This is a genomic window from Streptomyces sp. NPDC006134 (genome assembly GCF_040628835.1).
GTDB lineage: Bacteria > Actinomycetota > Actinomycetes > Streptomycetales > Streptomycetaceae > Streptomyces.
Genome location: NZ_JBEXTV010000021.1, coordinates 66,176 through 89,672 on the forward strand (window position 1 = coordinate 66,176; position 23,497 = coordinate 89,672).

Below are 23,497 nucleotides of genomic sequence, written 5' to 3' on the forward strand. Positions count from 1 at the left end.
GTGGGTGGCCTTCGGGGGCGGGCGGGTCAGGCGCGGAGGGCTTCGACCGCCCGCGCGAGGGCGTGCGGCACGTCGGGGACGAGCGTGTGCGCCCCGTCGCGTACGACGTGCCGGCCCGCGACGACCGTGTGCCGCACGTCCGCTGCCGTCGCCGCGAATACGGCCGTCTCGGCGCCGAGCCGCGGTGGCGGCCCCGCTGTTCTGACCGAGTCCAGTGCGATGGTCGTCAGGTCGGCGCGGGCACCCGGCTCGATGGTGCCCGCGTCGTCCCAGCCGAGGGCGGCGTGGCCGTCGGCGGTGGCGGCGCGCAGCAGGGCGGCGGCCGTCCAGTGGCCGCGGGTACGGCTGCGCAGGCGCTCGTTCAGCTCCATCGCGCGCGCCTCTTCCAGCAGGTCGATCACGGCGTGGCTGTCGGAGCCGAGGGAGAGCGGCGAGCCGGCCCGCTGGAGGGCGGCGGCCGGGCCGATGCCGTCGGCGAGGTCGCGTTCGGTGGTGGGGCACAGGCAGGTGCCGGTGCCGGTGGAGCCGATCAGGGCGATGTCCTCGTCGGTGAGGTGGGTGTTGTGGACGCCGGTGGTGCGGGGTCCGAGCACGCCGTGGTCGGCGAGGAGCCGGGCCGGGGTGCGGCCGTGGGCCCGGCGGCAGGCGTCGTTCTCGGCGGGCTGCTCGGACAGGTGCACGTGCAGCGGGGCCCGCCGCTCCTCCGCCCAGCGCGCCACGGTCGCCAGCTGGTCCGCGGGCACGGCCCGTACGGAGTGCACCGCCGCCCCGATCCGTGCGTGATCCCGTTCCTTGAGAACTGAACAGCGTTCCGCCCAGGCCTGCGCCGTCCCGTCGGAGAAGCGGAGCTGGTGGGCCTCGGGAGGCTGCCCGAAGCCGGAGGAGAGGTAGCAGGTGTCGAGGAGGGTGATGCGGATGCCGGCCTCGGCGGCGGCCTCGATCAGGGCCTCGCCCATCGCGTTGGGGTCGGCGTAGGGGGTGCCGCCGGGGGCGTGGTGGAGGTAGTGGAACTCGCCGACGGCGGTGATGCCGGCCAGCGCCATCTCGGCGTACACGGCCCGCGCGAGGGAGTGGTAGATGTCGGGGGTCAGCCGGTCGGCGACGGAGTACATGGCCTCGCGCCAGGTCCAGAAGGTGCCCGAGCCGACCTGGACGGTGGAGCGCAGGACCCGGTGGAAGGCGTGGCTGTGGCTGTTGGCCAGGCCCGGGATCGTCAGCCCGCGCAGCGCTTCCGCGCCCGGGGGCGGGGCCGCGACCCCCGTGCGCACGGCGGTGATCCGGCCGTCGGTCACGTCCACGGCCACGCCCGGCTCGACATGTGTGCCCAGCCAGGCGTGCTCCAGCCAGTAGATCCCCTTGGTCACCTGCAGGCCAGTCCTTCCAGTACGTCGGCGAGTGCCAGGACCCCGGCCACACAGTCGTCCTCGGTGGCGGACTCGGCCGGGGAGTGGGAGACGCCGGTGGGGTTGCGCACGAACAGCATGGCGGTCGGGACGCGTCCGGAGAGGATTCCGGCGTCGTGTCCGGCGCCGGTGCCGAGGACGGGGACCCTGAGACCGGTCTCCTTGCCCAGGATGCGGGCGAGTTCGTCGCGCAGGGCGTGGTCGAACTCGACGACGGGCGTGAAGGACTCGCGGACGACGTCGAGGTCGACGCCGTGGGCGGCGGCGTGTTCGCGGGCGGCCCGCTCGATGCCGGTGACGACCGTGTCCAGGGTCTCCTGGTCGGCGGCGCGGGAGTCCAGCCAGCCGCGCACCAGGGAGGGGATGGCGTTGACGCCGTTGGGCTCGACGGCGATCTTGCCGAAGGTGGCGACGGCACCGGCGAGACGGGCCTCGCGGCGGGCGGCGAGGACGGTCTCGGCGTAACCGAGCATGGGGTCGCGCCGGTCGTCGAGGCGGGTGGTGCCGGCGTGGTTGGCCTCGCCGCGGAAGTCGAACCGCCAGCGGCCGTGCGGCCAGATGGCACTGGCGATGCCGACGCGGTCGCCGGTCAGGTCCAGGGCGCGGCCCTGTTCGACGTGGAGTTCGACGAAGGCGCCGATGCGGGCGAGGCGTTCGGGGTCGGGGCCGATGGCGTCGGGGTCGTATCCGGCGGCCTCCATGGCCCTCGGAAGCGTGATCCCCTCGCCGTCGGTCAGCCGGTGGGCCTGCTCGGCGGTGAGCACTCCGGCGGTGAGGCGGGAGCCGACGCAGGCGAGGCCGAACCGGGCGCCTTCCTCGTCGCCGAAGTTGACGATGCCGACGGGCCGGGCGAACCGCGCTCCCCTGTGGCGCAGTTCGTCCAGGGCCGCGAAGGCGGACACGACACCGAGAGGCCCGTCGAAGGCGCCGCCGTCGGGGACGGAGTCCAAGTGGGAGCCGGTGACGACGGCGTCCCCGGCGGCCGGGTCCCCGAGCCAGGCCCACTGGTTGCCGTTGCGGTCCAGTTCGCAGGCGAGCCCGCGGTCGCGGGCCTGCTGCTCGAACCAGGCCCGGCACTCGGCGTCGGCGGCGGTCCAGGCGAAGCGGCGGTAGCCGCCGGAGACGGAGCTGCGGCCGACCGGCAGCAGCTCCGCCCACATGCTGTGGAAGGTCACGCGCCGTCACCCTCGCGCATCGGGACGCGCACGCCGCGCTCCTGGGCGACCGTCTCCGCGATGTCGTATCCGGCGTCGACGTGCCGGACGACGCCCATCCCGGGGTCGTTGGTCAGCACCCGGCGGATCTTCTCCCCGGCGAGGGGGGTGCCGTCGGCGACGGTCACCTGCCCGGCGTGGATGGAGCGGCCCATGCCGACGCCTCCGCCGTGGTGGAGGGAGACCCAGGAGGCGCCGGAGGCCACGTTGACCATGGCGTTGAGCAGCGGCCAGTCGGCGATGGCGTCGGAGCCGTCGAGCATGGCCTCGGTCTCGCGGTACGGGGAGGCCACGGAGCCGCAGTCGAGGTGGTCGCGGCCGATGACGACCGGAGCGGCCAGCTCGCCGCTCGCGACCATGTCGTTGAACCGCTCGCCGGCCTTGTCGCGTTCGCCGTAGCCGAGCCAGCAGATGCGGGCGGGCAGCCCCTGGAAGTGGACCCGCTCCCCCGCCATCCTGATCCAGCGGGCCAGGGACTCGTTCTCGGGGAAGAGGTCGAGGACCGCCTGGTCCGTCCTGGCGATGTCGGCGGGGTCGCCGGACAGGGCGGCCCAGCGGAAGGGGCCCTTGCCCTCGCAGAACAGGGGGCGGATGTAGGCGGGGACGAAGCCGGGGAAGGCGAAGGCCCGGTCGTACCCGGCGAGCTGGGCCTCGCCGCGCAGGGAGTTGCCGTAGTCGAAGACCTCGGCGCCCGCGTCCTGGAAGCCGACCATGGCCTCGACGTGCCGGGCCATCGACTCGCGGGCGCGGGTGGTGAAGCCGGCCGGGTCCTTGGCGGCGGCGTCGGCCATGTCCTCGAAGGCGACGCCGAGCGGCAGGTACGACAGCGGGTCGTGGGCCGAGGTCTGGTCGGTGACGATGTCGATGGGGGCGCCCAGGGCGAGGAGCTGCGGGACGAGTTCGGCGGCGTTGCCGAGGACGCCGACGGACAGCGGCCTGCGCTGGTCGCGGGCCTCGGTGGCGAGCCGGAGGGCGTGGTCGAGGGAGTCGGCCTTCACGTCGAGGTAGCGGTGCTCGATGCGGCGGTCGATGGCGCGCGGGTCGCAGTCGACGCAGATCGCGACACCGTCGTTCATCGTCACGGCGAGGGGCTGGGCACCGCCCATGCCGCCGAGGCCGGCGGTGAGGGTGATGGTCCCGGCGAGCGTGCCGCCGAAGCGTTTGGCGGCGACGGCGGCGAAGGTCTCGTAGGTGCCCTGGAGGATGCCCTGGGTGCCGATGTAGATCCAGGAACCGGCCGTCATCTGCCCGTACATGGTCAGGCCGAGGGCCTCCAGGCGGCGGAACTCCTCCCAGTTCGCCCAGTCGCCCACCAGGTTGGAGTTGGCGATGAGGACGCGCGGGGCCCACTCGTGGGTCCGCATGACGCCGACCGGGCGGCCGGACTGGACGAGCATCGTCTCGTCCTGCTCGAGGGTCTTCAGCGTGCGGACCATCGCGTCGAAGGAGCGCCAGTCGCGGGCCGCCTTCCCCGTGCCTCCGTAGACGACGAGTTTGTCGGGGTGTTCGGCGACCTCCGGGTCGAGGTTGTTCTGCAGCATCCGCAGGGCGGCCTCCTGCTGCCAGCCCAGGGCGCTCAGGTCCGTGCCGCGCGGCGCTCGTACGGGGCGGGGTCCCGGCATCGTCTGCCTCCTGTCGTCACTGCACCTATTCAGATCCTGGATGTGTGAATAGAGCTAGTCAATAGGAGCGGTCCGGACGCACCGGCGCGCCGCGGATGTTTGGCTGGGAGGACGGCACGCGGGCACACGCGCGGACGACAGGGCGGACGGCAGGGCGGACGACAGGAGGGGGAGGCCGTGGAACAGGACATCGACGGCGAGGCGCGGGCGGCCCGGCGGGACGCGGCGGTGCGGGCGGCGGTGGAGCAGGGGCTGCTCGGCCCCGAGGCGCCCCTGGCCGGGCTGCTCGACGTCGTCGGCATCCGGGAGTCGGCGGCGGCGCTGCGGGCGGCGTTCGACGCGGTGGTGGCGCCGGGCACGCCGGTGCTGCACGCCTTCGCGGTGAAGGCGGCCCCGCTGGTGCCGGTGCTGCGGCTGCTGGCCGGGGAGGGGCTGGGCGCGGAGGTGGCCAGTCCGGGGGAGCTGGCGCTGGCGCGGGCGGCGGGGGTGCCGCCGGAGCGCACGGTCCTCGACTCGCCCGCCAAGACGCCGCAGGAGCTGCGCGAGGCGCTGGCGCTGGGCATCGCCGTGAACGCGGACAATCCGCAGGAGCTCGACCGGATCGACGGCCTGATGAGGTCCGCCGAGGCCACCGGGTCCGCCGAGGCCACCGGGTCCGCCGAGGCCACCGGGTCCGCCGGGACCACCGGGTCCGCCGGCAGCCGGTCGCCGCTGGGCATCCGGGTGAACCCGCAGGTCGGCGGAGGTTCCATCGAGGCGCTGTCGACGGCGACGGCGACCTCGAAGTTCGGTGTGGCGCTGCGGGACGACGGGGCCCGGGAGTGGGTCGTGCGGGCCTTCCTGGACCGGCCGTGGCTGACCCGGCTGCACACGCACACCGGGTCCCAGGGGATCCCGCTGTCCCTGATGGCCGAGGGCGTGGCGGCGGCGTACGCGCTCGCCGAGGAGATCAACGAGCGGGCCGGGCGGCGGCAGGTCGACACACTCGACATCGGCGGCGGTCTGCCGGTGAACTTCGCCTCCGACGAGACGGCGCCGACGTACGCCGCGTACGCGCGACAGCTGCGGGCGGCGGTGCCCGGGCTGTTCGACGGGCGGTACGGGCTGGTCACCGAGTTCGGGCGGTCGCTGCTGGCCAAGCACGGGACGGTGGTGGCGCGGGTGGAGTACGCCAAGAGCGCCGGCGGGCGTCCGGTCGCGGTCACGCACGCGGGGGTGCAGGTGGCGACGCGGACGGTGTACGCGCCGGGGGCGTGGCCGCTGCGGATCGCCGCGTACGACGCCGGGGGGCGGCCCAAGGGCGGGCCGGACGTCGTGCAGGACGTGGCCGGTCCCGCCTGCTTCGCGGGGGACCTGCTCGCGGTGGGACGGGCGCTGCCGCTGTTGGAGCAGGGGGACTACGCGGCGGCGCTGGACACGGGGGCGTACTACTTCGCGCACCACTACGCGTACAACTCGCTGGCCCGGCCCGGGGTGTACGGCTTCGCGCCGGACGGCGAGGGGGGCGTCGCCTTCGCGGTCGTACGGGAGCCGCAGCCGGTCGAGGCGATCGTGGCCGAGGCGGGAGGGGCCCACGCCGACGCGCTCACCTCCGGCCTCACCCCGCGAGCGGCCCGGCCGTCACGCGGCTGACGTTCCGGGCGTCGACATCCCGGGCGCCGACGTCCCGGGCTCGGCGCCGGGGGTGCGGGCTCGGTGCCAGGGGTGCGGGCTCGGTGCCAGGGGTGCGGGCTCGGTGCCGGGGGTGCGGGCTCGGTGCCAGGGGTGCGGGCTCGGTGCCAGGGGTGCGGGCCGGTCCGCACCGGAGCGACCCCGCCGGAGCGGTCCCCACGGACCGGCCCCGCCGGAGCGGTCACCACGGACCGGCCCCGCTGGAGCGGTCCCCACGGACCGGCCTTCACCGGACCGGCCTTCACCGGAGCGGCCTCCACCGGAGTGATCCCACCGGGCCGGCCTCACCGAACCGGCCCCACCGAACCGGCCCCACCGGAACAGGTTCGCCGGAACGGGCCCCGCGTGCGGTCAGACCAGGGCCGCCGTCTTGCGGGGCTTGCCTCCCGGGGCCGCGTCGCCCGCCGCGATGCCCGTGCTGCGGTACGCCTTGACCGCCTTGCCCGCGGGGCGTCCCGCGCTCTTGGTGAGCCAGTCGACGCGGACCCACAGCAGGACGTCCGCGGCGCGTTCGAGGCGGCCGACCCAGGCGGCCTTCAGCCACAGGCCCACCCCACAGCCGGCCAGCAGCATGCCGCCCGCGGCCGGCGCGGCGAACGCGCTGCCCACGGCGGCGAGGAAGGCGAGCAGCAGCCACCAGCGGTGGCCGCGGCGCCAGTTGCGGGCGGTCACCGCCCGGTCCTGGAGCACGTCGTGCTTGCCCGCGCGGGCGGCCGAGCGGGCCAGGGCGGCGTACCGCCTGCGCCGCGTGTACGCCACGGCGGCCACCGCGACGACGAACAGCGCCGCTCCGCCCAGCACCCCGATCCGGCGCCCGGTCAGTCCCGGCACGCACGCGCCGACACCCGCCGCGAGCACGCCCAGCCACCACAGCGGTGCCGCGCCCGCCCGCACGACGACGGCCACCCGAGCCAGCCCCTGTCCACCGCGTGCCACGTCCAGCCTCCCGTCCCAGGTCTGTGAAAGGTCTGAGGGTTTCTTGGGAGAGGCACGTTAGCGGGGCAACGTGAGACGAGTCTGAGAAGCCGGTCCCGCGAACGGCCCCCGCCCTCGCCCCACGGACGACCCCGCCGTCATTCCACGAACAGCCCCCGTGCCGCCGCCTTGGCGTCGAACTCCTCCAGCCGCGCCTGGGCGTCGGGCAGGTCGTCGCACATCGCCTCCAGCAACACCCGGCCGAGCAGCATCGGCGCGCAGGCGGTGTCGAAGGCGAGGCCGGTGCCGACGGCGGCGGGCAGCAGCAGGTCGGACACCTTGGCGACGGGCGCGAAGGCCGAGTCCGCGACGGTCACGACGGTCAGCCCGGCCTCGCGGGCGTAGGCGAGGGCGTCGACGGCCTCGCGGGGGTGCCGGGGCAGCGCGAAGCAGAGCAGGGCGCGGGCCCCGGCGCGCACGGCGCCGTCGATGCGGTCCTGGAGCATCGTGCCGCCCTCGTTCAGCAGGCGCACGTCCGGGTGGACCTTGGCGGCGAAGTAGGCGAAGCCGTACGCCTGGGAGGCCGCCGCCCGCAGCCCGAGGACGGGCAGGGGCCGGGAGGCGGCGAGCACCCGGCCCGCCTCCCGCACCGGCCGGGGGTCGGCCAGCAGCTCCGCCAGGTGGCGCAGGTTCTCGATCTCGGCCTGGACGGCCTGCTGGTACTCGTTGGGCGCCCCCGTCTCGGCCGCCGGTTCGGCGGGGGTGACCTCGCGCAGGTGGCGGCGCAGCGCCGGGTAGCCGTCGAAGCCGAGGGCGACGGCGAAGCGGGTCACGGACGGCTGGCTGACCCCGGCCAGTTCGGCCAGTTCGACGCTGGAGAGGAACGGCACGTCGGCGGCGCGCCGCACCATGCTGTGCGCGATGCGCCGCTGGGTCGGCGTCAGCCGGTGCCCCTCGAAGAGCGCCTGCAGCCGCGCGGCAGGGCTGTCGGTCCCGCTCATGACGTGCTCCCCCTCCGGATGTCCGTGCGCCGGCGGCCCGGCCGGCCCGCCGCCGTCACGTCCCGGGAGGGTACAGCGTCCGCCCGCGACGCCCTGTCCGCGATCCGGGACGACATCTCGCCCGCACCCTCCTCGACCCGGGCATCCGGTCTCGTCCTGCGGCCCGCCGTCACCACGGACCGTCGCGCGGGCATCGACAATCCATTCACTCGACCAGAACTCTGCATACCGTTATACAGCCGAACAAGGGACCTCGCATGACCCAGTTCGTCGAACTGCGCTCGATCGACGTCGTCCCGGACGACGAGCGCCACGGCAGAGCCTTCTCCCAGTTCACGCTCTGGCTCGGCGCCAACCTCCAGATCACGGCCGTCGTCACCGGCGCCCTCGCCGTGGTCTTCGGTGGCGACGTCGTCTGGTCGCTCGCCGGCCTGCTCCTGGGCAACCTGCTGGGCGGGCGGTCATGGCCCTGCACTCGGCGCAGGGGCCGAAGCTGGGCCTGCCTCAGATGATCCAGTCGCGCGCCCAGTTCGGGGTGCCGGCCGCGGCGACGGCGGGCGAGGAGTTCATGGCGAGCCAGGTCGGCTATGTCGTGGCGCTCGGCGGCACAGGGCTGGCCGCGTCCTTCTTCTACTTCGTCATCGCCCTGGGCAAGCTCACCATCAACGTGCTCAACACCTACGGCGGTTTCATGTCGATGGTGACCAGCGTCAGCGGCTTCCGCGGCCTGCGGGTGACCTCCCGGCGCGGCCGGGCGGCGTACATCGCGCTGATCATGGTGGCGGGCACGGCGGTCGCGCTCGCCGGCAAGGACACCTTCCTGACCTCGTTCAAGGACTTCCTGCTGTTCCTGCTGACCTTCTTCACCCCGTGGTCGGCGATCAACCTGGTCGACTACTACCTGATCTCCAAGGAGCGCTACGACATCCCGGCCCTGTTCGACCCGCACGGCCGCTACGGCGCCTGGCGCTGGGACGCGCTCGTGGTGTATGCGGTGGGGCTGCTGGCGCAGCTGCCGTTCCTGGTGACGCACTTCTACACGGACCCGCTGGTGGAGCGGCTCGGCGGGGCGGACGTGTCGTGGCTCGTGGGCCTGGCCATACCGGCGCTGCTGTACCGGCTGCTCGCCCGGCGAACCCTCCGGCCCGGTGGGTCCCGGCCCTGCGAACCCCAGTCCGAAGACGGGGGTTACCCCCCGTGCGACCCGCCCCGCCGCTCCCTACCGTGGAACGCATGACCGGAATGGACGCGCGGGACGCCGACCTGAAGAAGGAACTCGACGCCAGCCTGCAGGCCCGCAGGGAGCTGGGCGAGGAGTACGAGTCCGCGCTGGTCGACTCGTTCCTGGAGAAGGTGGACCGGCGGATCGACGACGCCGTCGAGCGCCGGGTGCGGCGGCAGCTCGCCGAGCAGCAGCTGGTGGCGGCGCGGGAATCCCGGTCTCCGGCGCCCACGGACTCCTGGGGCGAGCGTTTCGGGTTCGGGATCGTCTCGCTGGTCCTCGCCATCCCCCTGTCCGCGATCGGCGGCGCCGTGGGCCACCTGCCCGGGCTCTTCGTCACCTGGGCCGGCATCGTCGGCGTCAACGTCGTCCAGGCCGCCCGCGCCCACCCCGGCCTCTTCCAGCACCGCCGCACGCCCTCCCGGGACGGCGACTGGGAGGACTGAGGGGGCGAAGCGCCCGGCGCCGGCGGGGAACGGGCGGCGAGCCCCACCCGCCGAACCGCGGGGGGGGGCGAGAAGTGTGCGCGGGGACCGCCGCACCCCCGTCACCGGGGGGCGGGACGACGGCGGTCCCCGCGAGGGACGCGGGGCGGGCCGGTGACCGGCCGCCGCGTCCGTGGCGTCCATGGAGGTCCGGGAGCCGCTCCGGAAAGTCCCTGGCGCCGTTCGGTGCCGGACCAGGCGGGGAACCTCCCCGTGCTCAACGCCCGGGAGTTGCCTCCACCGCCTGCCGACACCCCTTACTCTGCCGGGCGCGTGTTAAGTGAGTGCTGCGTGCACGTGACGTGCTCGTACCGGTTCGCGGCGCCCCGACCACCCGCGGTCCACCGCGCGTTCGCCGCCGTCACCGCCGGTTCACCCCGCGTCCGCCGTACGTTCGCCGCCGCCCCGCCGGCCCGGCCCGCCCCCTACTCCCTCACCGCGCCCGCCGCCCTGCCCCGCCCCGCGTCCGCCGCTACTTCCCGCCCCCGGCGAGGAAGGCCAGCAGGTCCTGCCGGCTGACCACGCCGGTCGGCTTGCCCTCGACGAGGACGATCGCCGCGTCCGCCGTGCCGAGCACGGACATCAGGTCCCCGACCGGTTCGCCGGAGCCGACCTGCGGCAGCGGGGCGGACATGTGCCGCTCCAGCGGGTCCTCCAGCGCGGCCCGCCGGGTGAACAGGGCGTCCAGCAGCTCCCGTTCGACGACCGAGCCGACGACCTCGGCGGCCATCACGTCCGGGTGGCCGGCGCCGGGCTTGACGATCGGCATCTGGGAGACGCCGTACTCGCGCAGCACCTCGATGGCCTGGCCGACCGTCTCGTCGGGGTGCATGTGGACGAGGGAGGGGATGGAGCCGCCCTCCTTGTGCTCCAGGACGTCGGCGACGCGGGCGCTGGGGCCGGAGTCGTCCAGGAAGCCGTAGTCGGCCATCCACTCGTCGTTGAAGATCTTGCTGAGGTAGCCGCGTCCGCTGTCCGGGAGGAGGACGACGACCACGTCGTCCTCGGTCAGCCGCTCGGCCACCCGCAGCGCGGCGACGACGGCCATGCCGCAGGAGCCGCCGACCAGCAGGCCCTCCTCCTTGGCCAGGCGCCGGGTCATCTGGAAGGAGTCCTTGTCGGAGACGGCCACGATCTCGTCGGCGATCGTCCGGTCGTAGGCGGTGGGCCAGAAGTCCTCGCCGACGCCCTCGACGAGGTACGGCCGCCCGGAACCGCCGGAGTAGACCGAGCCCTCGGGGTCGGCGCCGATCACCTTCACCCGGCCGTCACTGGCCTCCTTCAGGTAGCGGCCGGTGCCGGAGATGGTGCCGCCGGTGCCGACGCCCGCCACGAAGTGGGTGATCCGGCCCTCGGTCTGCTCCCACAGCTCGGGTCCGGTCGAGTGATAGTGGGAGAGGGGGTTGTGGGGGTTGGAGTACTGGTCGGGCTTCCAGGCGCCGGGGGTCTCGCGGACCAGGCGGTCGGAGACGTTGTAGTAGGAGTCGGGATGCTCCGGGTCGACCGCCGTCGGGCACACGACCACCTCGGCGCCGTACGCGCGCAGCACGTTGATCTTGTCGGTCGACACCTTGTCCGGGCAGACGAAGATGCACTTGTAGCCCTTCTGCTGGGCCACGATGGCCAGGCCGACGCCCGTGTTGCCGCTGGTCGGCTCGACGATCGTGCCGCCGGGCTTCAGCTCCCCGCTCTGCTCCGCCGCCTCGATCATGCGCAGGGCGATGCGGTCCTTCACCGAGCCACCCGGGTTGAAGTACTCCACCTTGGCCAGGACGGTCGCCCTGATGCCCTTGGTCACGCTGTTGAGCCGCACCAGCGGGGTGTTGCCGACGAGGCTGATCATCGAGTCGTGGAATCGCACCGTTGTCTCCGGATGCCGCAAAAGATGTGGTCGTGATGGTTCCGCCAGCCTAGGCCCTGCCACCGGCGTGTGACGGTCGTTCACTCCCCGTCGAGATTGGGCGACGGTCCGTACGGGGCAAGCAGTGGGTGTACGGCTCGAAGGAGGTGGCGGCGACGTATGACGAGCATGTCGAGGGCGAGGGTGGCCCGGCGGATCGCGGCCGGCGCGGCATACGGCGGCGGCGGGATCGGCCTGGCCGGCGCGGCGGCGGTCGGTCTGCTGCTGGCGGAGGTGCGGCTGGCCCGGCGCCGGGTGGGGATCGGCACGCCCACGCGGGTGCCGAACGCGGAAGGACTGTACGGGGGCACCCTGCCGACGGCCGGTGAGCCGCCGCTGCGGCTGGTGATGCTGGGCGACTCCACGGCCGCCGGGCAGGGGGTGCACCGGGCCGGGCAGACGCCGGGGGCGCTGCTGGCGTCGGGGCTGGCGGCGGTCGCCGAGCGGCCGGTGGCGCTGCGGTCGGTGGCGGTGCCCGGGGCCCGGTCGGACGACCTGGAGCGGCAGGTGTCGCTGGTGCTGGCCGACCCTGCCCGGGCGCCCGACATCTGCGTGATCATGGTCGGCGCCAACGACGTCACCCACCGCATGCCCCCGACCCGTTCGGTGCGCTGCCTGGCGGCGGCGGTACGGCGGCTGCGCACGGCCGGTGCGGAGGTGGTGGTCGGCACCTGCCCGGACCTGGGCACGATCGAGCCGGTGCGGCAGCCGCTGCGCTGGCTGGCCCGGCGGGTCTCGCGGCAGCTGGCGGCGGCCCAGACGATCGGGGTCGTGGAGCAGGGCGGGCGCACGGTGTCGCTGGGCGACCTGCTGGGGCCGGAGTTCGCGGCCAACCCGCGCGAGCTGTTCGGCCCGGACAACTACCACCCCTCGGCGGAGGGGTACGCCACGGCGGCGATGGCGGTGCTGCCGACGGTCTGCGCGGCGCTCGGCCTGTGGCCGGCGGAGGAGGAGCGGCCCGACGTCTCCCGCCGCGAGGGCTTCCTGCCGGTGGCGCGGGCGGCGGCGGAGGCGGCGTCCGAGGCGGGCACCGAGGTCACGGCGGCGATGCCGGCCGGGCCGCGCGGGCCGTGGGCGCTGCTGAAGCGGCGCAGGCGGCGCCGGGTGGACGAGGCGGAGCCGGCGCCCTCGGCGCAGCCGTCGTAGCGGCTGCCTCCCCCTGGAGAAAGCAAGCGCTTAGTAAATTGCGGTCAGGGTCACACCGCACGACCCGTGACCCGGGCCATACGTCCGGGTAACTTCCCAACCAGCCCTGCCGGACCCGTATCCGTATCGCCTCTGGAGCCGTGATGCCCGAAGCCGTGATCGTCTCTGCCGCCCGCTCCCCCATCGGGCGCGCTTTCAAGGGCTCCCTGAAGGACCTGCGCCCGGACGACCTGACCGCCACGATCATCCAGGCTGCCCTGGCCAAGGTGCCCGAGCTGGACCCGAAGGACATCGACGACCTGATGCTCGGCTGCGGCCTGCCCGGCGGCGAGCAGGGCAACAACCTCGGCCGGATCGTCGCCGTGCAGATGGGCATGGACCACCTGCCCGGCTGCACGGTCACCCGCTACTGCTCGTCCTCGCTGCAGACCTCCCGCATGGCCCTGCACGCCATCAAGGCCGGCGAGGGCGACGTCTTCGTCTCGGCCGGTGTCGAGATGGTCTCCCGGTTCGCCAAGGGCAACTCCGACAGCCTCCCGGACACGCACAACCCGCTCTTCGCCGAGGCCGAGGCGCGCACCGCGGAGGTGGCCCAGCAGGAGGGGACCACCTGGCACGACCCGCGCGAGGACGGCCTGCTGCCCGACCCGTACATCGCGATGGGCCAGACCGCCGAGAACCTCGCCCGCTTCAAGGGCGTGACCCGCCAGGAGATGGACGAGTTCGGCGTCCGCTCGCAGAACCTCGCCGAGGAGGCCATCAAGAACGGCTTCTGGGAGCGCGAGATCACTCCGGTGACGCTGCCCGACGGCACGGTCGTCAGCAAGGACGACGGCCCGCGCCCCGGCGTGACCATGGAGGGCGTGGCGGGCCTGAAGCCGGTCTTCCGGCCCGACGGACTCGTCACCGCCGGCAACTGCTGCCCGCTCAACGACGGCGCCGCGGCCCTGATCATCATGAGCGACACCAAGGCCCGCGAGCTGGGCCTGACCCCGCTCGCCCGGATCGTCTCCACCGGCGTCTCCGGCCTCTCCCCCGAGATCATGGGCCTCGGCCCGGTCGAGGCGTCGCGGCAGGCCCTGAAGCGGGCGGGACTGACCATCGACGACATCGACCTGGTGGAGATCAACGAGGCGTTCGCCGCCCAGGTGATCCCCTCCTACCGCGACCTCGGCATCCCGCTGGAGAAGCTGAACGTCAACGGCGGCGCCATCGCCGTCGGCCACCCCTTCGGCATGACCGGCGCCCGCATCACCGGCACGCTCATCAACTCCCTGCAGTGGCACGACAAGCAGTTCGGCCTGGAGACGATGTGCGTCGGCGGCGGCCAGGGCATGGCCATGGTCATCGAGCGGCTCAGCTGAGCCCGCACCGGCCGCCCGCGGGCCACGGTCGGTAGCGGCCGGCCGACACCGCGCGAGGCTTTGGCCCGGGACCCCGCACACGCCGGGTCCCGGGCCGTTTCGTGACCCCATCTTTCCCAGGATGTGACCTATCTCCCTCGCCCCGGGGATTTCCGCAGGTCAGAGTGGCCTCATCGCCCCCTCCAGCCCCACAGCCCTGTCCGTTTCGTGACGTTACGCACTGACAGGGGGTTAGTCCGCCCTTCAAGCTGATGTAGGAAGTCGGGGGTCGACTTTGAACCGGGAGTACGTCCGTGAGCGCCATGCCGATCGCCCTGCTGCTCACCACGGCCGCCACCGGCGCCGTGGGCGTCGCCGTCCTGCGCAGCATCCAGGTGCTGCGCCGGCAGGTGGCGGCCCTCCACACCGAGCTGGCCGAGAGCCGCGCCGCCTCGTCGGCGCAGGGCCTCGTTCCCGCCGCCCGCACCGCCGCCGACGCGGACGAGATACGGGCCGCCGTCGCCGAGGCGCTGGCCGAGGAGCGGGAGCGGGAGCTCGCCGAGGCGCGGGCGTTCTGGGCCGCGCAGGAGGCCCGCGACGCCTCCGACGCCCCGCTGCTGCTGGGCCTGTCCGACAGCGAGCTGTACCTGCCCCGGCAGGCCGACTTCGCGGGGCTGGAGCCGGTGGCCGAGCCCGGCTCGGAGGGCGACGAGAGTGCCGGGGACTCCCCCGAGCTGGCCGCGGCCCGCCGCCGCCACCCCTCGCACCCGGACTTCGTGCCGGCCTCCTCGCCGGGGGCGAACGACCAGGAGCGCACGGCCGCCGCGCTGGAGGAGCTGGCCGCCTCCCGCGTCGAGCTGGCCGACGTCCGCCCGGGCCCGCTGGGCACCCTGGACGTCTATGTCTTCGCCGACGGCACCACCCTGTGCATGACGCCGGGCCACCGGGAGACCGCGGAGCGCCTGGCCGCCGCGCTGCACGCGGGGGACACGCCGGTCCTGCTCGGCGGCTCCGGCGTCTCGGGCGCCTACGCCCTCACCTTCTCCTGCGGCGAGGAGACGGTGTACGTCCTGGCGGACCGCGTCATCGCCTCGCTCTGATCCGGGGGTCCGTCCCGCGGGTTCCGCCGCGCGCGCCGGGGTTCACACCCCGGCGCGTTTCTGTGCCTGGGCGACCAGTTCCACCGCCTCGGCGACCTCGGCCTCGCCGGTCAGGACGAGCGCCAGGTCGTGCGCGGCGACGGTGATCTGGTCGGCGGCGGCGAACATCCCCGCGTCGGGCATCTCGCGGGGCCGCGCGCCGGGTTCCTCGGCGAGCTGGGCGCGGCGCGCCAGCTCCCTGGCCAGTTCCAGCGCCTCGGCGGCGGCGCCCCGTTGCAGCCGGCTCTGCGGGGCCGCCCGCAGCCGGTCGGCGAAGTGATCCACGGCACGGGTCAGAGGCGTCGTATCAACCACGAGCGCGAGCGTACGCGGCCCGCCGGGGCCGTCGCCAACGGGCACCGGGACTGTTGCCAACGGGTGAACCCTCGGGCACGGTGAGCTGAAGGACCGGCTCACACCCCTACGTCCGGAGGCGCCGATGTCCCAAGTCTTCTCCGAGGAGACCCATCGCAACCTGCTCGCCCGCATCCCCCACTGCACCGGTCGTGAGATCTCCGACTGGCTGCGCACCGTCGAGGAAGGCCCGGCTCTCCGCTTCGAGGAGAGGGTCAGCTGGCTCCGCCACGAACACAACCTCGCCTACGGACACGCCAAGGCGATCATCCACGAATACGACTTGAGGCGGGCCGCGCGCAGGCTGCTCTAGGCGCACGGCCCCGGACACGACGAAGGGCCCCGGGGGTGCCGGGGCCCTTTCGCACGCCCGCGCCGAACGGAGCGCTCGTGCGAGGCGTCAGTCGTTGCTGTTGAGGATCGAGATGAGGCGCAGGAACTCCAGGTAGATCCACACCAGCGTCAGCGTCAGGCCGAACGCGGCCAGCCACGCCTCCTCGCGGGGGGCGCCGTAGGCGACGCCGTCCTCGACCTGCTTGAAGTCCAGGGCGAGGAAGCAGGCGCCGAGCAGGACGCCGATGACGCCGAAGACGACGCCGAGGGCACCGCTGCGGAAGCCGAGGCCGTCACCGCCGCCGAAGACGGCGAACAGCAGGTTCACCAGCATCAGCAGCACGAAGCCGAGCGCCGCCGCCATCACGAAGCCGACGAAGCGGCGGTTGACGCGGATCCAGCCCGCCTTGTAGGCGACCAGCACGGCGGCGAAGACCGCCATCGTGCCGAGCACCGCCTGCATGGCCGCGCCGTCGGCGACGTGGGTGTCGACGATGCTGGAGACGACGCCGAGGAAGACGCCCTCGAACGCCGCGTAGGCCAGGATCAGCGCCGGCGAGGCCGTGCGCTTGAAGGACTGGACGAACGCCAGGACCATACCGATCAGCGCGGCGCCGATACCGATGCCGTAGGAGCGGTTGATGTTGGCCTGGTCGACGGGCAGCAGCGCCCAGGAGAGCGCGGCCGTGACGATGAGCACGCCGAGCGTGCTCGCCGTCCGCACGACGACGTCGTCCATCGTCATCCGGCCGGTGGTCGCCGGCGCCTGGGGCGGCGCGCCGTACTGCAGGTCCTGCTGGGCGTACGGGTTCTGCGCGTAGGGGTTGCCGGCCGGCTGGGCGTACGGGTTGCCCTGCGCGTACGGGTTGCCCTGCGTGGCGACGGCGGGACCCCCGGCCTGCGGCGCGGCGCTGAAGCCCGCGTAGCCGTTGTCGCGGCTGAACCCCCGTCGCGAGAAGACCGGGTTTCTGCTCCTCATTTCACTCCTCCATGGCCACACAGCATGGCCTTGGCTCAAGAGTAATAGGTAGGCAAAGGATTGACCCTACTGCTTGGGGAGGATCTTTCCCTCGTCGTGCTGCGCAACACGCTACGCGGATCCGTGATTCCCCTCACGGCAGGGGGCCACACCAGGCGTCACACCAGGAGTCGCACCGGGAGCCGCACCGGGCGGTCCGGGCTCACCCGACCGGGAAGCCGGTGTAGGCCTCGGCGAGGTCGGTCTCGGCGGCCCGGGAGGAGGTGATCCGCTCCAGGCGGGCCACCTGGAGACGGTCCTCGAAGGGGGTGGCGTCGGGGGCGCGGTGGAGCAGGGTGGTCATGTCGTAGGAGAACCGCTCGGCCTGCCAGACGCGGCGCAGGCAGGTGGCGGAGTAGGCGTCGAGGAGCTCGTCGGAGCCGGTCTCGCGCCGGTGGACGAGGGCGCGGGCGAAGGTGACGACGTCGCCGACGGCGAGGTTGAGGCCCTTGGCGCCGGTGGGCGGCACGATGTGGGCGGCGTCGCCGGCGAGGAAGAGGCGGCCGTGGCGCATGGGCTCGTGGACGAAGGAGCGCATGGGCGTGACGGACTTCTGGGTGATGGGGCCGCGCTCCAGGCGCCAGTCGTCGGCGGTCTCGAAGCGGCGCTCCAGCTCGTCCCAGATCTCCTCGTCGCCCCAGCTCTCGGCGTCGGTGCCCTCGGGCACCTGGAGGTAGAGGCGGGAGACGGACGGGGAGCGCATCGACAGCAGGGCGAAGCCGCGGTCGTGGCGGGCGTAGACCAGCTCGTCGTGCGAGGGGGCGACGTCGGCGAGGATGCCGAGCCAGCCGAAGGGGTACGTCCGCTCGAAGGTGCGGCTCAGTTCGGCGGGGACCGCCTTGCGGGCCACGCCCCAGAAGCCGTCGCAGCCGACGACGTAGTCGCACTCCAGGACGGATTCGGCGCCCTCGTGGCGGAAGCGGACGCGGGGGCTGTCGGTGGCGGCGCCCTCGACGGCCAGCGCCTCGGCCTCGAACAGCAGCGGGCCGCCCTCCTTGAGCTGGAGGGCGATGAGGTCCTTGCACACCTCGGTCTGGGCGTAGACCATCACGGACTTCCCGCCGGTCAGGGCGGGGAAGTCGACGCGGTGGCGGGTGCGGTCGAACCGCAGCTCGATGCCGTCGTGGCGCAGGCCCTCGCGGTCCATCCGCTCCCCGGCGCCGGCCGCGCGCAGGACGTCCACCGTCCCCTGCTCCAGGATGCCGGCCCGCTGGCGGCGCTCGACGTAGGCGCGGTCGCGGCTCTCCAGGACGACCGAGTCGATGCCGGCGTTGTGGAGGAGCCGGGCGAGGAGGAGGCCGGCGGGGCCGGCCCCGATGATGCCGACGGTGGTGCGCATCGGTCGTTCCCTTCGATTGGCGTCGTTGCCGGGGGCGGTGGGCGGGTGTCCGGGCGTGCGGCGCGCCACCCGTTGTTCGTCTGGTGAAATTTCCTTCACTCAGTGCTGACGTGAGTTTCCGGCCGTGTGGGCCCGCTGTCAATGGGTGTGTGGTGAAGTCACCGGCGGCGAAAGGGGGGTGACGCCCCGGCGCCGGAGCGGTCAGGCGGGGAGGCGGCCGACGCCGAAGGTGCCCGGAGCCGGACGAGGGCCTGCCCCGAGACCCTCTCCGGCCTGCGGTGATGCGGTGCCCTCGGAGAACGCCCCGGGTCTTCCCGGCTGCTCGCGTCCCGGGGCCGGCCCTGTGCCAGGGGGCTTCCGGCGGACCTCCGCGGCGTCGCGACGCCCGGCGCGCCCTCCGAGGGCCCCCGCCGCGGCCCGGGACGGAGGGCGCGCACACCGGGGTGCCGTACGCGCTCCTCCCCTGCCGGCAGGCCGGCCCGGCCCCGGACGGCCGGCTCCGTCACTCGGGGCCGCGGAGGTGCGGCCCCCGAGCCCCCGGCGTCACTTCGCCTTGGCCAGGGCCTCGTAGAGGTGTTCCCAGGACGTGGTGACGATGTCGGGGCCGTATGCGGCGGCCTTTTTCAGGGCCGCCCGGGAGAAGCTGCGGCGCAGTTCCTCGTCCTCGATGAGGCGGATGATGCCCGAGGCCAGCGCCTCCACGTCGAGTTCGCGGACGAGGAAGCCGTCCACGCCGTCGGTGACGAGTTCCCGCGGGCCGACCGGGCAGTTGAAACTGACCACCGGGAGGCCGCAGTTCATGGCCTCCAGCAGCACCATGCCGAAGCCCTCGGACTTGGAACTCATCGCGAAGACGGAGCCCTTCGCGAGTTCCTCGTCGAGGTTGCGCGTCGCGCCCATGAGGAAGACGTGGTTGTACAGATGCCTGGCGCGGATGGCTTTGCGGAGGGCTTCCAGTTCCGGGCCGTCGCCGTGGATGCGCAGCGTCCAGTCCGGGTGGGCTTCCACGACGCGGCCGAACGCCTCGATCAGCTTGTCGACGCCCTTGTTGCCGTCGAGCCGCCCGGCGCTGACGACCAGGGGCCGCGAGAGGTCGGAACGCGGGACCTCCAGGGAGTGGAGCGCGTTCGGGATGCGTTCGACGCGGACCTCGGGGAACGACTCGGCGTAGACGGCGCGGTCCGCCTCGGTGAGGCAGACGATCGCGTCCATCTTCACGTAGGCGGCGTCGATGGCCTCGCGCCACTCGCCCTTGTGCGTGGACAGTCCCGCGTGTTCCTGGACGACCCGGACCAGCGACGGGTCGGCGAACTCGGCGATGATCAGGTTGATCGTGGGCCGGGTGCCGACCACGATCCGGTCCTCCAGGGCGCGCACGAAGCGGATCATCGCGCCGATGCGGCGACGGCTGTCCGCGTTCTTGGAGAGACCTGCCGGGAACCGGTCGTGCCAGGAGGTGTCCTCCGGCCCCTCGTACCGGTCCCAGTCCACGTACGAGCCGGACCGGTTGTCCACGAGCGCGGTCACCTTCACCCGCGGGTCCAGCGGGAACGGCGGCTCCTCGTGGTAACGCAGCATGGTCGCGATCTCGACGTCGTGACCGCGCTCGACCATGGCGTTGGCCTGGTTGAATATGGTACGGACGGTGCCGCCGACGCCGAACGCGTTGTAGATCAGGTAGGTCAGCTTCATCTGGCACTCCGGTTGGCGTCGTCACGTCGGGCGCAGCGTATGGAGAGGTCGTCCCCATCGGTGTAGTACGGCAGTACGGCGACCCCTGCCTTGTACTGCTCGGGGAACTTCACGATCTGCTTCTTGCCCGGCATGTCGTCGAGGTGGCGGCCGACGCGAAGCGCCAGCTCCTTGCCGCCTCGCGTCGCGACCACGTGCACATCCCAGTGCTCGCGGGGCAGCGCGTCCCAGACGGCCAGGTCGCGGACGGCCACGACCGCCTCGAAGTGCGCCCCGTCGCGGACGACGGGGAAGTACAGCTGCCGCGGGGTGGGGCGCGGAGTGCGCGTCACGCCGTGCACGAGCCGGTTCGTGAGCCGTTTGATCCCGGACGGGACGGGGATCTCGGGCCGTTCGCGGGAAGTGAGGCGCAGCTTCCACGGCTTGTCCACGGCGATGTCGTCCGGCACCCCGCCCGTGACGACCGTCCCGAGGATACGGATGTGACCGTCGCGCGGCCAGACCCGTCTGATTTCAGCGTGGGACCGCTCCCCGGCACTGGCTTGCATGACCACCTTCTCTTCTGTTCCTGTCGTTGGCCTTCCCTGGGGGAGGCGAGAGGTCAGGCAGAGCAGTGGCCCCAGACCGCCTCATTCCGCCAGGCTCACCGAGGGGCGGCAGGACGGGAGATTGTGTGCACGTGCATGTCAGGACTGTCAACGTCTCGACACCGGGACACCGGCGCGCTCCCGAGGGGCGCGCCGGCGCTCCGGCCGGGAGCTACGCGGCCCTGGACCGCCCGGCCGCGGGCTCCTTCACGCTTTCCGCCTCGGCGACCGCCGGCGACGGGGCCGGCGTCCGCTCGTCCAGCGGCACGATCGGCAGGTCCTCCGCCGGCTCGCCCAGCAGGATCTGCCGTATGACGCGCTCGGACGCCCGGCCGTCGTCGTACTCGCAGAACTTGCGGCGGAAGGCGTCCCGCAGGGCGTCGGACCGCTCGTCCTTCCAGGCGCCGCCGACGAATATGTCGTGCAGTTCGTCCTGGGTGCGCGCGACGTGGCCGGGCGGCTCCTCCGTGAGGTCGAAGTACACCCCGCGGGCGACCTTGTACGCTTCCCAGTCGTTGGCGTAGATCACGATCGGCCGGTCGAGGTTGGCGTAATCGAACATGATGGACGAGTAGTCCGCCAGCAGCACGTCCGCGGCAAGCTGCAGCTCCTCCGAGGACGTGTGGGAGGTGACGTCGATGACACGAGCCGAGGCCTGCAGTTCCTTCAGCTCCGCCGTCTGCTCGTAGAAGTGGTGGCCGCGCATGAGCACCACGAACTCGTCACCGAGGGCGTCGGCGAAGCGGGCGATGTCGAGCTGCGGGACGAAGCGATTGGTGTAGTCCCGGTGGGTCGGCGCGTAGAGAACAGCGATCTTCCCCTGCGGAATGCCGAGCTCGCTCCGGATGCGGCGGACGTCGTCGGCGGTCGAGTTGTAGAAGACGTCGTTGCGGGGGTAACCGCTCTCCAGCAGCGCGAAGGAGCACGGGAAGGCCTGCTCCCAGATGTCCGAGGAGAAGCGGTTGGAGGATATGCAGTAGTCCCAGCGGTCCGAGCGCTGCAGAAGCTTCGTGAAGTTCGTGCCCTTGGCGGCGACCGGGTGGGCCAGCAGGTGGATGCCCATGTGCTTGAGCGGCGTACCGTGCTGCGTCTGCACGTGGACGGTGCCGGGCCGCTTGACGAAGCGGTCCTCGAAGTTGACGTTGTTGAAGAAGTACTTGGCGCGCGCCATGACCTCCCAGTACTCGGGGGTCCCCGGGACCACGTAGTCGGTGCCCGGCGGAAGCTTCTTCACCTCTTCCTGCTTGGCGACCACCACGCCCTTGATGTGGGGGGCTATCTCCTTGGCCTTGGCGTGCAGCGCGGCGGGGTTGCACACATAGCCCCGGCCCCAGTAAGCCGAATAGACGGCCAGGTTCTCGTCGATGGGCTGCTTGAGCGCGGTTTCGTAATGACGCTCCAGACGCTTCTTGGCAACCTTCTTCCGGGTGTCGCGGACCGTCTTGCGGACCTTGCGCCGGCCCTTGTTGGCCACCTTCAGGGTCTGGTAGACCGGGTAGGCTCCACGCGCGATCAGTGCGTGCCGCAGGCCGGTATGCCCCTCGGGCCGCACGTAGTCCGCCGGCAGATAGCGCCGGTAGTGCCGGTGCGCCAGAGCGAAGAATTCGGACCGCAGCTCGTCGGGCACTCGGTTGTTCTTCGCCAGGATGGCGATGAAGTGGTCGATCATCTTGTTGAACAGCCAGGCCCGCCACTCCCAGAGAGACGGGTCGCTGTCGATGAAGTCGAAGACCCGCTCGTACTGGTCGAAGATGTCGAAGTGCTTGCGGCTGACCGTGCGAAGGATGTTGCCCTGGCGACGCTGGCGGTAATGGACGACAACGTGGTCCAGGGCGGCGATCCGGCCGGCCGACAGCATGACCGGGAAGGTCCAGGGTGTGTCCTCGTAGTACCCCGGCGGGAATTGGAAGCCGCGCTGCTCCACGAATTCACGCCGGTAGACCTTGTTCCACACCACCATGATCAGGTTGAGGAACTCCGGCCGCTGCTTCGCCGTGAAGACCTCCGGCCCCTCCGTCTGGAAGACCGAGGCCAGGCTGTTGCGGGTCTCCCCGCCCCACCAGAAGGTGCGCGCGTAGTCGAAGATCAGAACGTCCGGGTCGGAGGTCTGCTCCAGCCGGTCCGCTATGAGCTGCAGCGAGCCGGGCGTGATCGTGTCGTCGCTGTCGAGGAAGAAGAGGTAGTCGCCGCGCGCTATCTCCATTCCCGCGTTCCGCGCCCGGCCCAGGCCCACGTTCTCGGGCAGGTGCAGTGCCCGGACCCTCTCGTCGGCCTTGGCGTATTCGTCTACGATCTCACCGCAGCGGTCGGGAGAGCAGTCGTTGACGGCGATTACCTCGATGTCGCGGAAGGACTGCCCAAGGATGGAATCGAGGCACTCCCGCAAGAAGGACTGCACTTGGTAAATCGGCACAATCACGCTGATACGTGGCTTCGACACGCCCTGCTCTTCCAATCCTTCGACCCCACCGGTTCACTGTCCCGGTCCGGGTCCGGGTCCGGGTCCTGAGTCCTTCGTCATCCGAACGGCCTAGAAGGTAGGCGCATGGTTGACGGATGAGGCACGATACACTGGCTATCAGCTTATGTGTTAGGTGCAGGAGTCCGGCGCCTCGCCCTGCGGTCCGGGTGTGCCTGTGACGTGAATCATGGGCTCGGAGCCAACGGTGACGGCCTCGCAGTCGGAGACGAGACCGGGGCGCACCCTTTCAGGACGCGAAACCCCGGGTCAGGGCTCCCGTCGTCGCGTCGGCGAGAAAGCGGCACTTCCGGACGGCGGCCTTCTCCGCGGTACCGGTTCCCTGACGTGACCCCTGAGTGATCCCTGAGTGATCCCGGACGCTCTGGGAGAAGTCTCACGTTCCCGGGGCGGCTCCCCCCCCCTCATTCCAGGCCGAGTGAAGGCCGGCCCGTACCCCCGCCGCCCCCGCACCGGCGACCGGCCCGGTGGGCCGCTGTGGGGGCGGCGGGCCGCGCCGGAAGCGGACCAGGCGGTCCAGGAGGAGAGGCTCGCCGGCCTCCTCACCACCGGCGGGCCCGGAACGCGCGCGGGCGGCCGGTCGCCCTGCCGGCCGAAGGAACTGCGGCGGCACGGGGCCGGCCGGGGCCCTCGT

Annotated in this window: 18 protein-coding genes and 1 pseudogene; 7 read left to right on the plus strand and 12 right to left on the minus strand. The window is 72.6% G+C overall.

The genetic code is table 11. The features are described 5' to 3' along the window. Positions 1-26: 26 nt before the first annotated feature. From ABZ340_RS16295 to hutU, 3 genes are read right to left on the minus strand one after another with little or no spacing between them, the layout of a single operon-like run. On the minus strand, positions 27-1,364 hold the full coding sequence (locus tag ABZ340_RS16295) for a formimidoylglutamate deiminase (RefSeq protein WP_358782437.1): 1,338 nt from the start codon (positions 1,362-1,364) through the stop codon (positions 27-29). Beyond that, positions 1,361-2,578, minus strand: a complete 1,218-nt coding sequence (locus ABZ340_RS16300) for an allantoate amidohydrolase (protein WP_358782438.1) — start codon at positions 2,576-2,578, stop codon at positions 1,361-1,363. The genes ABZ340_RS16295 and ABZ340_RS16300 overlap by 4 nt, the downstream gene beginning before the upstream one ends. Next, the gene (gene hutU, locus ABZ340_RS16305) at positions 2,575-4,239 is read right to left on the minus strand and encodes a urocanate hydratase (RefSeq protein WP_358782439.1); all 1,665 of its coding nucleotides are present in this window, start codon (positions 4,237-4,239) and stop codon (positions 2,575-2,577) included. The genes ABZ340_RS16300 and hutU overlap by 4 nt, the downstream gene beginning before the upstream one ends. Positions 4,240-4,416: 177 nt before the next feature. Between hutU and ABZ340_RS16310 the strand changes: the two genes are divergently transcribed. Beyond that, positions 4,417-5,871, plus strand: a complete 1,455-nt coding sequence (locus tag ABZ340_RS16310) for a diaminopimelate decarboxylase (RefSeq protein ID WP_358782440.1) — start codon at positions 4,417-4,419, stop codon at positions 5,869-5,871. Between the two features lie 390 nt (positions 5,872-6,261). Here the strand turns inward: ABZ340_RS16310 and ABZ340_RS16315 are convergent, their stop codons facing one another. Together ABZ340_RS16315 and ABZ340_RS16320 are read right to left on the minus strand one after the other, a co-directional pair. Next, entirely contained in the window at positions 6,262-6,846 is a 585-nt protein-coding gene (locus ABZ340_RS16315; RefSeq protein ID WP_358782441.1) for a hypothetical protein, read from the minus strand. A 137-nt stretch (positions 6,847-6,983) separates the two neighbouring features. Next, positions 6,984-7,826, minus strand: coding sequence for a MurR/RpiR family transcriptional regulator (locus tag ABZ340_RS16320; protein ID WP_358782442.1), 843 nt, complete (start codon positions 7,824-7,826; stop codon positions 6,984-6,986). 257 nt (positions 7,827-8,083) lie between these two features. On the opposite strand from ABZ340_RS16320, the pseudogene ABZ340_RS16325 reads away from it, so the two are divergent. Continuing rightward, positions 8,084-9,063, plus strand: a pseudogene (locus ABZ340_RS16325) (cytosine permease). 5 nt (positions 9,064-9,068) lie between these two features. Beyond that, positions 9,069-9,494, plus strand: coding sequence for a hypothetical protein (locus tag ABZ340_RS16330; RefSeq protein ID WP_358782476.1), 426 nt, complete (start codon positions 9,069-9,071; stop codon positions 9,492-9,494). Between the two features lie 511 nt (positions 9,495-10,005). Here the strand turns inward: ABZ340_RS16330 and ABZ340_RS16335 are convergent. Beyond that, positions 10,006-11,394, minus strand: coding sequence for a cystathionine beta-synthase (locus ABZ340_RS16335; RefSeq protein ID WP_358782443.1), 1,389 nt, complete (start codon positions 11,392-11,394; stop codon positions 10,006-10,008). 159 nt (positions 11,395-11,553) lie between these two features. On the opposite strand from ABZ340_RS16335, the gene ABZ340_RS16340 reads away from it, so the two are divergent. From ABZ340_RS16340 to ABZ340_RS16350, 3 genes are all read left to right on the plus strand, one after another. Further along, positions 11,554-12,579, plus strand: coding sequence for an SGNH/GDSL hydrolase family protein (locus tag ABZ340_RS16340; protein ID WP_358782444.1), 1,026 nt, complete (start codon positions 11,554-11,556; stop codon positions 12,577-12,579). 143 nt (positions 12,580-12,722) lie between these two features. Next, positions 12,723-13,943: an acetyl-CoA C-acetyltransferase gene (locus ABZ340_RS16345; protein WP_358782445.1), complete on the plus strand. Its 1,221-nt coding sequence runs from the start codon at positions 12,723-12,725 to the stop codon at positions 13,941-13,943. A 293-nt stretch (positions 13,944-14,236) separates the two neighbouring features. Further along, positions 14,237-15,022 (plus strand): hypothetical protein, encoded by a 786-nt coding sequence (locus tag ABZ340_RS16350; protein WP_358782446.1) that lies wholly within the window; start codon positions 14,237-14,239, stop codon positions 15,020-15,022. Positions 15,023-15,064: 42 nt separating this feature from the next. Here the strand turns inward: ABZ340_RS16350 and ABZ340_RS16355 are convergent, their stop codons facing one another. Then, positions 15,065-15,376: a hypothetical protein gene (locus ABZ340_RS16355; RefSeq protein WP_358782447.1), complete on the minus strand. Its 312-nt coding sequence runs from the start codon at positions 15,374-15,376 to the stop codon at positions 15,065-15,067. Between the two features lie 124 nt (positions 15,377-15,500). Here ABZ340_RS16355 and ABZ340_RS16360 point away from each other — a divergent pair, with 124 nt between their 5' ends. Further along, positions 15,501-15,728: a DUF4287 domain-containing protein gene (locus tag ABZ340_RS16360; RefSeq protein ID WP_358782448.1), complete on the plus strand. Its 228-nt coding sequence runs from the start codon at positions 15,501-15,503 to the stop codon at positions 15,726-15,728. 87 nt (positions 15,729-15,815) lie between these two features. On the opposite strand, the gene ABZ340_RS16365 is transcribed toward ABZ340_RS16360, so the two are convergent. From ABZ340_RS16365 to ABZ340_RS16385, 5 genes are all read right to left on the minus strand, one after another. Next, positions 15,816-16,727, minus strand: coding sequence for a Bax inhibitor-1/YccA family protein (locus ABZ340_RS16365; RefSeq protein ID WP_358782449.1), 912 nt, complete (start codon positions 16,725-16,727; stop codon positions 15,816-15,818). Positions 16,728-16,929: 202 nt separating this feature from the next. Next, positions 16,930-18,105, minus strand: a complete 1,176-nt coding sequence (locus ABZ340_RS16370; RefSeq protein ID WP_358782450.1) for a 4-hydroxybenzoate 3-monooxygenase — start codon at positions 18,103-18,105, stop codon at positions 16,930-16,932. Between the two features lie 543 nt (positions 18,106-18,648). Next, positions 18,649-19,797, minus strand: a complete 1,149-nt coding sequence (locus tag ABZ340_RS16375) for a glycosyltransferase family 4 protein (RefSeq protein ID WP_358782451.1) — start codon at positions 19,795-19,797, stop codon at positions 18,649-18,651. Continuing rightward, positions 19,794-20,345: a hypothetical protein gene (locus ABZ340_RS16380; RefSeq protein ID WP_358782452.1), complete on the minus strand. Its 552-nt coding sequence runs from the start codon at positions 20,343-20,345 to the stop codon at positions 19,794-19,796. The genes ABZ340_RS16375 and ABZ340_RS16380 overlap by 4 nt, the downstream gene beginning before the upstream one ends. A 211-nt stretch (positions 20,346-20,556) precedes the next feature. Then, positions 20,557-22,824 carry a CDP-glycerol glycerophosphotransferase family protein gene (locus tag ABZ340_RS16385; protein WP_358782453.1) on the minus strand — a complete coding sequence of 756 codons (2,268 nt, stop codon included), beginning with the start codon at positions 22,822-22,824 and terminating at the stop codon, positions 20,557-20,559. Positions 22,825-23,497 lie beyond the last annotated feature (673 nt).

What these genes read in the sequence shown, in the direction of transcription:
- ABZ340_RS16375 (WP_358782451.1), bottom strand. Translation starts at nt 19,797, where the DNA reads ATGAAGCTGACCTACCTGATCTACAACGCGTTCGGCGTCGGCGGCACC.
- ABZ340_RS16360 (WP_358782448.1), top strand. Translation starts at nt 15,501, where the DNA reads ATGTCCCAAGTCTTCTCCGAGGAGACCCATCGCAACCTGCTCGCCCGC.
- ABZ340_RS16370 (WP_358782450.1), bottom strand. Translation starts at nt 18,105, where the DNA reads ATGCGCACCACCGTCGGCATCATCGGGGCCGGCCCCGCCGGCCTCCTC.
- hutU (WP_358782439.1), bottom strand. Translation starts at nt 4,239, where the DNA reads ATGCCGGGACCCCGCCCCGTACGAGCGCCGCGCGGCACGGACCTGAGC.
- ABZ340_RS16320 (WP_358782442.1), bottom strand. Translation starts at nt 7,826, where the DNA reads ATGAGCGGGACCGACAGCCCTGCCGCGCGGCTGCAGGCGCTCTTCGAG.
- ABZ340_RS16365 (WP_358782449.1), bottom strand. Translation starts at nt 16,727, where the DNA reads ATGAGGAGCAGAAACCCGGTCTTCTCGCGACGGGGGTTCAGCCGCGAC.
- ABZ340_RS16380 (WP_358782452.1), bottom strand. Translation starts at nt 20,345, where the DNA reads ATGCAAGCCAGTGCCGGGGAGCGGTCCCACGCTGAAATCAGACGGGTC.
- ABZ340_RS16340 (WP_358782444.1), top strand. Translation starts at nt 11,554, where the DNA reads ATGACGAGCATGTCGAGGGCGAGGGTGGCCCGGCGGATCGCGGCCGGC.
- ABZ340_RS16330 (WP_358782476.1), top strand. Translation starts at nt 9,069, where the DNA reads ATGGACGCGCGGGACGCCGACCTGAAGAAGGAACTCGACGCCAGCCTG.
- ABZ340_RS16345 (WP_358782445.1), top strand. Translation starts at nt 12,723, where the DNA reads ATGCCCGAAGCCGTGATCGTCTCTGCCGCCCGCTCCCCCATCGGGCGC.